Genomic DNA, 11,808 nt, shown 5'->3' with positions numbered 1-11,808 from the left:
AGCCCGTGGCGCCCTGCGGCAGGCCGGTGGCATGGTGATAGCGCTGCCCCAGCTCGGCCAGCGCAAGATCGCTGCCGCACGGGCCGATCAGCGTGATGCCGAAGGGCAGGCCGTCGGCGCGCAGCGAGCTCGGTACCGCGATCGCTGCGTAGTCCAGCAGGTTGACGAAATTAGTGTACGCGCCGAGGTTGCGGTTGAGCACCACGGGGTCGGCGCGCATCTGCTCGCGCGTGTAGTGCGTGGGCGCGGTCGGCACCAGCAGCAGGTCGATGCCGCGCCACATCGGCTCGACCTGCTGCGCGATGGCACGCAGCCGGGTCTGCGCCTCGAACACGTCGGCGGCGCTGTAGCCGCGGCCGCTTTCGAGGATGCCGCGCACCGGCTCGATCACCTGGGAGCCGCGCGCATCGAAGAACCCGCGCACCGCCGCATAGCGCTCGGCCACGAGCGCGCTTTCGTAGAGCAGCGCGGCGGCCTCGGCCAGCGGCGCGTAGGGAATTTCCACGGCCGTGCCGCCGAGGGCGGCGAGCCGCAGCTGCGCATCGCGAAAAGCCTCTTCGGCCGCGGCATCGCCGAAGAAGCTCAGCGTGTCGGGCACGCCGAAGCGGAAGGCTGGCGGAAACGGGTGGCTGCGCAGCGCAAGTTCCCGCGAATAAGGGTCACGCGTGTCGGGTCCCGCGGCCGCAAGAAGCACATCGACGGCCAGGCCGACGCTGCGCGCGAAGATCGACACGCAGTCCGCGCTCTGGGCGGCGGGCACCACGCCAAAGGCGCTCAGCAGGCCACGCGAGGGCTTGAGCCCGACGATGTTGTTGAGCCCGGCGGGCACGCGGCCGGAGCCGGCGGTGTCGGTGCCGAGCGCGAAATCGGCCTCGCCGGCGGCCACCACGTAGGCCGAGCCCGAACTGGAGCCGCCCGAGACATAGCGCGCGTCGAAGGCATTGGGCACTTCGCCATACGGCGAGCGCGTGCCGTTCAGGCCGCAGGCGAACTGGTCGAGGTTGGTCTTTCCGAGCAGCGATGCACCGGCATCGAGCAGCTTCCGCACCACGGCCGAGTGCTCAGCCGGCCGGCGGTCGAAGGCCGGGCAGGCGGCCGTGGTGGGCACGCCGGCCACGTCGATGTTGTCCTTGACGGCGAAGCGCAAGCCGGCGAGAGGGCCCGCGTCCGCGCCGGGCACGGGCCGGGGAAAGCGGGCAATCCACGCTGCGGCAGCCGATCCGTTTTCTTCATGCACCATCATCAGGCATCCAAACTTGTGTACAAGTCGAGATGCAAGCAATGTGCCAGCCGGAAGCGGGCCTTGGTGGATTTACTCCCTCTCCCTCCGGGAGAGGGTTGGGGTGAGGGCTCCGTGCCGCCGATGAAGCGCGGCTCACATATAGAAGGCCGCTGCCCTCACCCCCGCCCTCTCCCGGAGGGAGAGGGAGCAAGACACAGCCCTCTTTCAGAGGAAAAGGGAAGACCTCAGCTGCGCCTGGCTTCCTTGTAAAGCCCCTCGACCTTCGGCAGGTTCGCCTCGAGCTTCTGGATCCGGTCCGGCCCGCTCGGGTGGGTCGACAGAAAGCTCAGCCCGCCCTGGTTCTTCGACGCCGCGGCCATCTTCTTCCAGAGCGACACAGAGGCCTGCGGGTCGTAGCCTGCGCGCGCCGCGAGCTCGAGCCCGACGAGATCGGCCTCGGTCTCGTCGCTGCGGCTGAACTTGAGGGTCAGCAGCTGCGTGCCGGCGCGCGCCGCCAGGTCGCCCATCTGGCCCAGGCCCAGCAGCTGCGCGCCGATGGAAAGCGCCGCGCCGGTGCCCGCGCTCTTGGCCATGCGGGCACGCGCATGCTCGCGCAGCGCGTGGGCCATCTCGTGCCCCATCACCATGGCGACCTCGTCGTCGCTGAGCTTGAGCTGTTCGAGGATGCCGGTGAAGAAGGCGATCTTGCCGCCGGGCATGCAGAAGGCGTTGATCTGCTTGCTGCCGATCAGGTTGACCTCCCACTTCCATTCACGCGCGCGCGCGTTCCACGGCGTGGCAAAGGGAATCAGCCGGTTCGCGATGGTGCGCAGCCGCTGCAGCTGCGCATTGCCGTCGCCCGCGAGCGCACGCTTGGCGCGCGCCTGCTCGAGCAGCTGGCCGTACTGCTGCACGCCGGCGGCCTCGATCCGGTCGGCCGGCACCAGGTTGCGCGCCACCGAGGCATTGCCCACGTTCACCTGCGCCAGGGCCGGTCCGGCCAGCGCGGCGCCGGCCGCCGCCAGCAGGAAGGCCCGCCGCGGCTGCCAGGCCGAGGCGCGCGGCGCCGAGGAAGCCGCGGAAGAAACAACAAGAAGCTCGCATCGTGTGCACATGCGCGGATCATAGGAACAATTGCCGACAAAAAGAYGGCTCGGCAGGCGGCGCGCGCTCATGGACAATCCGGAGTTCATGTCTGCCCAGCCCGCTGAAACCTCCACCGCCCCTTCCCCGCCCTGGCGCGATGCGCTGAAGGTCTACCTCGAGCCCGCCACGCTGCGCATGCTGGCGCTGGGCTTTTCCGCCGGCCTGCCGCTGCTGCTGGTGCTGGGCACGCTGAGCTTTCGGCTGCGCGAGGCGGGCATCGACCGCACCACCATCGGCTACCTGAGCTGGGTGGGCCTGGCCTACGGCTTCAAGTGGGTCTGGGCGCCGCTGGTCGACCGGCTGCCGCTGCCGCCGCTGACCACGCTGCTCGGGCGCCGGCGCGGCTGGCTGCTGCTGGCGCAGGGGATGGTGGTCGCGGGGCTGGTCGGCATGGCGCTCAACGATCCGCGCCAGGGCCTCGCGCCGCTGATCTGGTGCGCGCTGCTGGTGGCCTTCGGCTCGGCCACGCAGGACATCGCGCTGGACGCCTTCCGCATCGAGTCGGCCGAAACGCGCAAGCAGGCCGCGCTCGCCGCCGCCTATCAAACGGGCTACCGCCTGGCGATGATCTGGGCCGGCGCCGGCGTGCTGTGGGTGGCGGCCTGGGCCGAGGTGGCGCCGGCAGCAGCGGCCGCCACGGGCGCGGCGGCCTACCAGAACGGCGCGTGGAAGACGGCCTACCTGGTGATGGCGGCCTCGATGGCGGTGGGCGTGCTGACCGTGCTGCTCTCGCCCGAGCCGGTGCGCCGCGTGCTGCCCAAGCCGAAGAACGCGGCCGAATGGCTGCAAAGCGTGCTGATCGAGCCCTTTGCCGACTTCATCCGCCGCTACAAGTGGCAGGCCGCGCTGATCCTCTCGCTGATTGCCATCTACCGCATCAGCGACGTGGTGATGGGCATCATGGCCAACCCCTTCTACGTGGACATGGGCTTCACCAAGGACGAGGTGGCCACGGTCAGCAAGATCTACGGCGTGGTCATGACGCTGGCCGGCGCCTTCGTGGGCGGCGTGCTGTCGATGCGGCTGGGCGTGATGCGCGTGCTGATGCTGGGCGCGGTGCTCAGCGCGGCGAGCAACCTGCTCTTTGCCTGGCTGGCCTCGCGCGGGCACGACCTGACGGCGCTGATCGCGGTGGTGTCGGCCGACAACCTGGCCGGGGGCATTGCCTCGGCGGCCTTCATCGCCTACCTGTCGAGCCTCACGAACATCAGCTATTCGGCCACGCAGTACGCGCTGTTCAGCTCGCTGATGCTGCTGCTGCCCAAGTTCATTGCCGGCTATTCGGGCGCTTTTGTCGATGCGCACGGCTACGCCCAGTTCTTCACCGGCACCGCGCTGCTGGGCCTGCCGGTGCTGCTGCTGGTGGCGCTGGCCGCCCGCATCACCACCACCAAGGCGCCGGCCGGGCGTCAATAGGGCGCGGTCCGCATGGGAAAACAGCTGACGCCCGGGGCCCCGCGCAACTGGTAGGCTGTCACTTTCCGCTTACCTGCCGCCTCGCTCCCAGAGCGATCATTCACCTTCCGTCCGCCAAACCCACAAGCAACGTGCCGCCCCGCATTTCTCCCCTTCAGATCAGCGCCTTCACGGCCACTTCGGCCGTCGGCGTCGGCAAGGAGCCGCTCGCCGAGGCGCTCGAGCATTCGCGCAGCGGCCTGCGCGCCAACGATTTCGGCGATGCGCCGCTGCCCACCTGGATCGGCCGGGTCGACGGGCTCGAGGACATCCGCCTGCCCGAGGCACTGGCCTCATGGGACTGCCGCAACAACCGGCTGGCCTGGCTGGGCCTGCATGCGGACGGCTTTCCCGAGGCCGTGGCGGCCGCGCGGGCCAGGTACGGCCCTTCGCGCATCGCGCTGATCCTCGGCACCTCGACCTCCAGCATCGGCGAGACCGAGCTGGCCTACACCCAGCTCGACGCCGACGGCCGCTTTCCCACGGACCAGCGCCGCCCGGCCGTGCACACGCCGCACTCGCTGGCGATGTTCGTGCAGCAGGTGCTCGGGCTCAGCGGGCCGAGCGAGACGATTTCCACTGCCTGCTCGTCGAGCGCCAAGGTGTTTGCCTCGGCCGAGCGGCTGATCCGCCTGGGCCTGGCCGACGCCGCCGTGGTGGGCGGGGTCGACACGCTGTGCGGCAGCGTGCTGTTCGGCTTCAACTCGCTCGAACTGGTGTCGAGCGAGCCGTGCCGGCCGTTCGATGCGAGCCGCAAGGGCATCAGCCTGGGCGAAGCGGCCGGCTTCGCGCTGGTGGAGCGCGTGCAGGACGACGCCGCCGCGCCGCTGCGGCTCCTGGGCTACGGCGAAGCCAGCGATGCGCACCACATGTCGACGCCGCACCCCGAGGGCCTGGGCGCCGAGCGCGCGCTCGACGAGGCGCTGGCGCGCGCGGGCCTGGCGCCCGAGGCCATCGACTACATCAACATGCACGGCACCGCGAGCCAGAAGAACGACGAGGTCGAAGGCGCGCTGGTGGCGCGGCGCTTTCCGGCACGCACCCATGCCAGCTCGACCAAGGGCTTCATGGGCCACACGCTGGGCGCGGCGGGCATCGTCGAATCGGTGATCAGCCTGCTCGCGATCGAGCGCGGCCTGATGCCGGGCACGGTCAACACGAACCTGCTCGACGCCGGCTTCGGCCCGCAGATCCGGCTCGCGCCCGCGCATGGCGAGGTGCGCTATGCGCTGACCAATTCCTTCGGCTTCGGCGGCAACAACTGCTCGCTCGTGTTCGGCAAGGCAAAGGCATGAGGCTCGCCCCCAGGCTCCGCGCACTTCGTGTCGCTTCTCCCTCCCCCTACCGGGGGCAACACCAGTGGCCCGGCAAAGCCGGTTCCACGGTGTTCCGCGAAGAGGCCATCCAATGACAACCAGCATGAGCGTCCCCACGCCCCCGACTCTCTACATCGAAGGCCCGGCCTTCTGGACGCCCACCCTGCCGGGCTGGGACGCCGCGCGCGCCGCCTTCCGCGGCGAAGGCGGGCTGGCCGATCCGCCGGCCAAGCGGCCGTCGCCGCAGGTGCTGGCGCCGGCCGAGCGCCGGCGCGCGCCCGACACCGTGGCGCTGGCGCTCGAAGTGGCCGCCGCGTCGATGGCGGGCTCGGGCCGCAATGCGGCCGACGTGCCCTGCGTGTTCGTCTCGGCGCATGGCGACYTGTCGATCAACGACTACATGTGCAGCACGCTGGCCACCGACCCCACGGTGCTGTCGCCTACGCGCTTCCACAACTCGGTGCACAACGCGGCCGTGGGCTACTGGACCATCGGCACCGGCTGCATGGCGGCCAGCAACTCGGTCTCGGCCTACGAGAACAGCTTTGCCGCCGGCCTGCTCGAAGCGGCCGTGCAATGCGCGGCCGACCAGTCGCCGGTGCTGCTGGTGGGCTACGACACGCCCACGGTGGGCCCGCTGACCTCGGTGACCGACAGCCAGGGCCTGCTGGCCGTGGCACTGGTGATCGCGCCCGGGCGCACGGCGCGCAGCGTGGCCGCGCTCGACTGGTCGATGGACGACAGCGGCGGCAAGGGCACCGCGCCCGCGCCGCTTTCCGAGGCCGCCAAGACCCTGGCGCACATCAACCCGATGGCCCATGCGCTCGGCCTGTTCGAAGCGCTGGCACGGCTGGATGAAGGCGGTCCGCCGCCGCCCATCGGGCTGCCGCTTTCCTCCACCCTGTCGCTGCGGCTGCAACTGCGGCCGATCCGGGACTGAGATTCCATGACCGGCACTGCGCAACGATGTGACGCAGTGATCATGGGCGGCGGGCTCGCGGGCCTCACCCTCGCGCTGCAGCTGAAGCAGCGCTTCCAGGACATCGACGTGCTGGTGCTGGAGCGCCGCACGCACCCGGTGCCGCATGCGGCGCACAAGGTGGGCGAGTCGTCGGTCGAGATCGGCGCGCACTACTTCGACACGGTGCTCGGTCTCCAGCCCCACATGGACGGCGCGCAATTGCGCAAGTTCGGCTTCCGCTTCTTCTTCAGCGAGGGCCGGCGCGACATCGACCAGGTCACCGAGATCGGCGCCAGCCGCTACCTGGCGGTGCCCAGCTACCAGATCGACCGCGGCATCTTCGAGAACTACCTGGCCGAGGAGGCCGTGCGGCGCGGCGTGCGCTTCGACGATGCCGCGCTGGTGCGCCGCGTCGAGCTGGCCCCGGACGCCGAGGCGCCACACCGCCTCGAATGGACGCGCGGCAGCGAAACCCACAGCGCCGAGGCACGCTGGCTGGTCGATGCCTGCGGCCGCGCCGGCCTGCTCAAGCGCAAGCTCGGGCTCGCGCAGGCCAACGCGCACGACGTCAACGCCGTGTGGTTCCGCATCGGCGAGCGCATTGCCATCGACGAGTGGAGCGACGACGCCGCCTGGCGCGGGCGCTGCGATCCGCAGGCGCGCTGGCTCTCGACCAACCACCTGGTGGGCGCGGGCTACTGGGCCTGGCTGATTCCGCTGGCCTCGGGCTCGCATTCGGTGGGCATCGTGGCCGACCCGAAGCTGCACCCGCTGGACACCATCGACACCTTCGACAAGGCCATGCGGTGGTTCGCCACCTACCAGCCGCGGCTGTACGACGCGCTCGACGGCAAGCGGCACCTGCTGCAGGACTTCGCGTTCCTCAAGCATTTCTCGCACGGCTGCAGGCAGGTGTTCTCGGGCCAGAGGTGGGCCCTGACGGGCGAGGCCGGCCTGTTCCTCGACCCCTTCTATTCGCCGGGCAGCGACTTCATCGCGATCAGCAACACCTACATCGCCGACCTGGTGGCGCACGACCGCGCGGGCCGCCCGGTGGAAGCGCGCGCGCAGCTCTACGACCAGATCTACCACTCGTTCTACGAAAGCACGCTGGCGCTCTACCAGGACCAGTACCCGCTGTTCGGCGACCCCGAGGTGCTGCCGGTGAAGGTGATCTGGGACTACGCCTACTACTGGGGCGTGCTCTCGCAGATCTTCTTCCAGCAGCGGCTCACCGACCTGATGCTGCTCGGCAGCCTGAAGGACGAGCTGCAGCATTGCCAGCGCCTGAACCTCGCGGTGCAGCAGCTGCTGCGCAGCTGGTCCGCGGCCAGCGCCAGGCGCAACGCCCCGGTGATGCTCGACCAGGCCGCCATGCCCTGGTTCGCCGAACTCAACCGCAGCCTGAAGGACCCGCGGCTGGGCGACGCCGCGTTCAGGGCGCGCATCCGGGCCTCGGCCGCGCAACTGCGCCAGCTGGCCGGCGAGATCCTCGCGCGCGCTCGGGCGGACAATGCGGACCTGGGCGGCTGCGCCCTGCCCTCGCTGCTCGAGGAAAACATCGCCGACCTGCCCGCCGGCGCGCAAGCCGGCGCTATGCTTTTCGCAGCACTTCCGAATGACAGCCGGAAGCCGCGTTTACCCAACTTTACGGAGCGTTCAAGCCCCGTTGCTCCCCGTGCACGACCATGAAGCGCATGAGTACCCCCCAGCTCCTGATGATCGAAGACGATGCCCGCCTGGCACAGATGGTGGGCGAATACCTGACGCAGTCGGGATTCCTCTTCACCCATGCCGGCGACGGCGCGAGCGGCCTCGAGCAGCTGCAGCAGCACGCGCCCGACCTGGTGATCCTCGACCTGATGCTGCCCGACACCGACGGCCTGGAGATCTGCCGCCGCATCCGCTCGCTGCCGCCTCCGGCTTCGAAGGTGTCGGTGCTGATGCTCACCGCCAAGGGCGATCCGATGGACCGCATCATCGGCCTGGAGATCGGCGCCGACGACTACCTGCCCAAGCCCTTCGAGCCGCGCGAGCTGCTCGCGCGCATCCGCGCGGTGCTGCGCCGGCGCAGCGAGAACAATGCCGACACCGAAGCCAGCACCGTGATGCGCTTCGGCACGCTCGAGATCGACCGCAATGCGCGCACCGTGTCGGTGGGCGGCGCGCTGGCCGACCTCACCTCCTACCAGTTCGACCTGCTGGTGGCCATGGCCGAGCGCGCCGGCCGCGTGCTCACGCGCGACCAGATCATGGAGGCCGTRCGCGGCCGCGAGCTCGAGGCCTTCGACCGCTCGATCGACGTGCACATGGGCCGCATCCGCGCCGCCATCGAGGTGGACGCCAAGAACCCCAAGCGCATCCTCACGGTGCGCGGCGTGGGGTACGTGTTCGCCAAGCAGCAGGACTGACCGGCCGATGCTGCGCAGCCTCTACTCCCGCCACCTCTACGTGCGCATCTGGCTCGCGGTGGTGGGCGGCGTCGTCATCCTCACGCTGATGGCCAACTGGATCGTGCGCGAGGCGGCCCAGGCCGAGCGCGAACGGCTGGCGCCGGTGCCGCGCAACGTGGTGGTGCTCGATGCGCAGGACACGCCGATCGGCACCGGCAAGGCGCTGCGCGTGCCGGGCCAGGGCCTGGAGTTCGACGTGACGCTCAGCGACGGCAAGGCACTCACGCTGCGCGTGGCGCCGCGCGACCGGCCGCCCGGCGGCGGATTCGCGCCCTGGCGCACGCCGTTCGGCCTGGGCTGGATGATCGCGCTCGTGGGCATTGCGGTGGCGCTGGGCGTGTACCCGATCGTACGGCGGCTCACCCAGCGGCTGGAGGCACTGCAGCGCGGCGTGCAGCGCTGGGGCGAAGGCGATCTCTCGGTGCGCGTGACCGAAGAAGGGCAGGACGAAGTGGCTGATCTCTCCAAACGTTTCAACGCGTCGGCCGAACGCATCGAACAGCTGGTGCGTTCGCACAAGTCGCTCCTGGCCAATGCATCGCACGAGCTGCGCTCGCCGCTCACCCGCATCCGCATGGGCCTGGAGCTGATGGGCGAACGCCCGAGCCCCAAGGCGCGCGAGGAAATCTCGCGCAACATCGGCGAGCTCGACCAGCTCATCGATGAGATCCTGCTGGCCAGCCGGCTCGACGCGAGCGAGGCCGACCTGGGCACCATCGAGGCCGTCGACCTCACGGGGCTCGCGGCCGAGGAGTGCTCGCAGGTGAATGCCGAGCTCGACCTGGTCGAAGGCACCGACAACGCCAGGCTCACCGTGCCCGGCGTCTCGCGCCTGCTGCGCCGCGCGATCCGCAACCTGCTCGAGAACGCGCGCCGCTACGGCGCCGGCGAGATCAGGGTGGAGCTCGGCAGCGCCAACGGCTTTGCCACCGTGCGCGTCACCGACCGCGGCCCGGGCGTGCCGCCGGCCCTGCGCGAACGCATCTTCGAGCCCTTCTACCGGCTGCCCGGCGCCAGCGAGCGCAACGGCGGCGTGGGCCTGGGGCTCGCGCTGGTGAAGTCGATCGCCGAGCGGCACGGCGGCAGCGTGCGCTGCGAAGACGGCCCGGGCGGCGGCGCGAGCTTCGTGATCCGCCTGCCGGCGGGCGCGCCCGCGAACTGAGCCCCCGGTCTCGTCCGCGGGACGCCGCGGAACCGGCTTCGCCGGGCCGCTGGCGTCGCCCCCGGCGAGGGGGAAGGAGAAGCGACACGAAGTGCGCGAAGCCTGGGGGAGTACCAAGCCTTCCACCTAAAATCCCGCCCCTATGCAGAGATCGCACATCGTCAGGCCCGCGGCCATGTTCTGGGGGCTGGTGGTGTTCATGCCCGTCGGCCTCACCTACCTTTCGGCCCTGCTGCTGCTCGCCACCATGCTCCTGGCCGGCGGGCTGCGCGAGCGCTTCGCGCGGCTGCGCGCCAACCCGCTGTGGTGGCCGCTGGTGGCATACCTGGCCTGGACCTTCATCGTGCTGGCCATCGGGCCGCACTACCCCGAGACCGGCTCGAACCTGTTCCACGGCCTGCGCATCGGCCTCACCATCCTGATGGCGATGGCGCTCACGCGCGAGGAAGCGGTCTGGGCGCTGCGCGGCTTCCTGCTGATCGCGGCGCTGAACATCCTGCTGGTCGTGGCCTACTACGCCATCGGCTTTCCGATCTGGTCGCCGCTGCGCGCGGTGGTCATGGAAGTGGGCAACAAGTCGATCAGCAATGCGCTGCTGTTCAGCGTGGTGGCGTCCACGGCCGCCGTGTGGGGCATTGCGCAGATCGCCGCGCACCGGCCGCTGCGCGCCATTCCGGYTTTCGTGCTGATGCTGGGCCTGGGGCTGGTGGTGGCGCTGCCGCTGACCTCGCGCACCTCGGTGCTCGCGCTGCTGCTGGTGATCCCGGTGGTCTGCATCCACCAGTGGCGCAGCCACCTGAAGATGCTGGTGAGCGCGCTGGTGCTGGGCGCCGTGGTGCTGGCGGCCGCGCTCTACCAGCTGCCGCAGCTGCGGCACAAGGTCGAGACCGGCGTGGAGGAAATCGAGAAGGCGCAGGCCGGCGAAATCTTCAAGGGCAGCTGGGTCATCCGCTACTACATGTACCGCGACACCGGCCTCATGATCGCCGACCGGCCGCTCACGGGCTGGGGCATCGGCGGCTGGACCGACCAGTGGCACAAGCGCGGGCCGGCCCTCTTCGCCGACTCGAACATGCCGCACAACGACTTCCTCTGGGTCGGCGCGCAGGGCGGGCTGCCGGCCTTGCTGAGCCTGCTGGCCATCATGGCGGGCGCCGTCTGGCAGGCGTGGAAGCGGCCCGACATCGCGGGCCGCTATGCGCTGGCGGCCACGCTGATCGCGCTGATTGCGTCGAGCGTGAACTCGGCCGTGCGCGACGCGCAGATCGGCCTGGCGCTGCTGTGGATCGCGATGGTCTACCTGCGGCTCGCGCAGGAACCGCGGGAGACGCAGCCCTGGCAGGGCCTGTGGCCGACGCGCCGCATCGCGGCGGCGCTCGAGGTCCCGCCGCAATCCCGATAGCTATCTGCTGCTGCTGCGCTTGGCTTCGGCGGCCGCGAACTGCCGGCCGGCCATGCCGACGAAGAAATAGATCACCGCGGCGTGCAGCACGCCCACGAAGAGCAGCACCAACAGCATCGGCCCCAGCTGCAGGACCGAGGCGCCGGCAACCATGGCCGCCGCCACCGAGACCGCGGCCTGGATCGCCAGGTCGATCGCGATCATGCCGAGCACGGCACGGGTCTTTTCATTGCGCGCGAGGTAGCGGCCGTTCTTCTTGCCGAAGGCCAGGCACACCCACATCACGGCGCCCAGCAGCGCGGCGGTATTGACGCCCGCGTTGGCCTGGACGCCGAACATGTTCAGCGCCAGGCCCAGGATGAGCAGCAGGAGCAGGTAGGCGGCGCCGAAGCGCCCGAGCAGGCCGCGAACGGTCAATGCCGCGACGACACCGTCTCGCCCGCCTTCAGGCGGTAGACGGTGCCGCAGTACGGGCACTTGGCTTCACCGGTGCGCGCCACGTCCAGGTAGACCTTGGGGTGGGTGTCCCAGAGCTTCATGTCGGCCTTGGGGCTGGGGCAGAACACGCCGCCCTGATGGTTGAGCTCCCTGGCCAGGAGTTCGACGACTGCGTTGGTAGGCATGGTTTTTCTCAGACTTTCGTGAGCCAGTGGGCGTATTTGGGGTTCTTGCCGTTCACGATGTCGAAGAA

At 70.1% G+C, this 11,808-nt stretch carries 11 protein-coding genes; 7 read left to right on the top strand and 4 right to left on the bottom strand.

Annotated features, from left to right (window positions below):
* Positions 1-1,243: allophanate hydrolase (gene atzF, locus AC1DOC_RS04965; RefSeq protein WP_478129479.1), on the bottom strand; the 1,243-nt coding region annotated here is incomplete at its 3' end.
* Positions 1,244-1,467: 224 nt separating this feature from the next.
* Positions 1,468-2,337 carry a M48 family metallopeptidase gene (locus AC1DOC_RS04960; protein WP_478079581.1) on the bottom strand — a complete coding sequence of 290 codons (870 nt, stop codon included), beginning with the start codon at positions 2,335-2,337 and terminating at the stop codon, positions 1,468-1,470.
* Between the two features lie 58 nt (positions 2,338-2,395).
* On the opposite strand from AC1DOC_RS04960, the gene AC1DOC_RS04955 reads away from it, so the two are divergent.
* The 7 genes from AC1DOC_RS04955 (at position 2,396) to AC1DOC_RS04925 (ending at position 11,117) form a co-directional block, all read left to right on the top strand.
* Positions 2,396-3,784 (top strand): AmpG family muropeptide MFS transporter, encoded by a 1,389-nt coding sequence (locus tag AC1DOC_RS04955; protein ID WP_412510139.1) that lies wholly within the window; start codon positions 2,396-2,398, stop codon positions 3,782-3,784.
* Positions 3,785-3,915: 131 nt separating this feature from the next.
* The gene (locus AC1DOC_RS04950) at positions 3,916-5,118 is read left to right on the top strand and encodes a beta-ketoacyl-[acyl-carrier-protein] synthase family protein (protein WP_478079582.1); all 1,203 of its coding nucleotides are present in this window, start codon (positions 3,916-3,918) and stop codon (positions 5,116-5,118) included.
* 124 nt (positions 5,119-5,242) lie between these two features.
* Entirely contained in the window at positions 5,243-6,079 is an 837-nt protein-coding gene (locus tag AC1DOC_RS04945; RefSeq protein ID WP_478129478.1) for a beta-ketoacyl synthase chain length factor, read from the top strand.
* A 6-nt stretch (positions 6,080-6,085) separates the two neighbouring features.
* Entirely contained in the window at positions 6,086-7,792 is a 1,707-nt protein-coding gene (locus AC1DOC_RS04940; RefSeq protein ID WP_478080011.1) for an NAD(P)/FAD-dependent oxidoreductase, read from the top strand.
* Entirely contained in the window at positions 7,789-8,511 is a 723-nt protein-coding gene (locus tag AC1DOC_RS04935; RefSeq protein ID WP_012745423.1) for a response regulator transcription factor, read from the top strand. The genes AC1DOC_RS04940 and AC1DOC_RS04935 overlap by 4 nt, the downstream gene beginning before the upstream one ends.
* A gap of 7 nt (positions 8,512-8,518) precedes the next feature.
* Positions 8,519-9,715: an ATP-binding protein gene (locus tag AC1DOC_RS04930; RefSeq protein WP_278879258.1), complete on the top strand. Its 1,197-nt coding sequence runs from the start codon at positions 8,519-8,521 to the stop codon at positions 9,713-9,715.
* A gap of 142 nt (positions 9,716-9,857) precedes the next feature.
* Positions 9,858-11,117, top strand: a complete 1,260-nt coding sequence (locus AC1DOC_RS04925; RefSeq protein ID WP_478129477.1) for an O-antigen ligase family protein — start codon at positions 9,858-9,860, stop codon at positions 11,115-11,117.
* Here AC1DOC_RS04925 and AC1DOC_RS04920 read toward each other — a convergent pair whose 3' ends face one another.
* The gene (locus tag AC1DOC_RS04920; protein ID WP_478080013.1) at positions 11,118-11,534 is read right to left on the bottom strand and encodes an ABZJ_00895 family protein; all 417 of its coding nucleotides are present in this window, start codon (positions 11,532-11,534) and stop codon (positions 11,118-11,120) included. It abuts the gene before it with no gap.
* The gene (locus tag AC1DOC_RS04915; protein WP_012745419.1) at positions 11,531-11,740 is read right to left on the bottom strand and encodes a zinc-finger domain-containing protein; all 210 of its coding nucleotides are present in this window, start codon (positions 11,738-11,740) and stop codon (positions 11,531-11,533) included. The genes AC1DOC_RS04920 and AC1DOC_RS04915 overlap by 4 nt, the downstream gene beginning before the upstream one ends.
* Positions 11,741-11,808 lie beyond the last annotated feature (68 nt).

The sequence above is a fragment of the Variovorax sp. 01T439_2 genome (assembly GCF_056398445.1).
Note: the sequence above shows the minus strand (reverse complement) of the source record. Positions and strands in the feature narration are given on the sequence as shown.

What these genes read in the sequence shown, in the direction of transcription:
- AC1DOC_RS04960 (WP_478079581.1), bottom strand. Translation starts at nt 2,337, where the DNA reads ATGTGCACACGATGCGAGCTTCTTGTTGTTTCTTCCGCGGCTTCCTCG.
- AC1DOC_RS04955 (WP_412510139.1), top strand. Translation starts at nt 2,396, where the DNA reads ATGGACAATCCGGAGTTCATGTCTGCCCAGCCCGCTGAAACCTCCACC.
- AC1DOC_RS04940 (WP_478080011.1), top strand. Translation starts at nt 6,086, where the DNA reads ATGACCGGCACTGCGCAACGATGTGACGCAGTGATCATGGGCGGCGGG.
- AC1DOC_RS04930 (WP_278879258.1), top strand. Translation starts at nt 8,519, where the DNA reads ATGCTGCGCAGCCTCTACTCCCGCCACCTCTACGTGCGCATCTGGCTC.
- AC1DOC_RS04915 (WP_012745419.1), bottom strand. Translation starts at nt 11,740, where the DNA reads ATGCCTACCAACGCAGTCGTCGAACTCCTGGCCAGGGAGCTCAACCAT.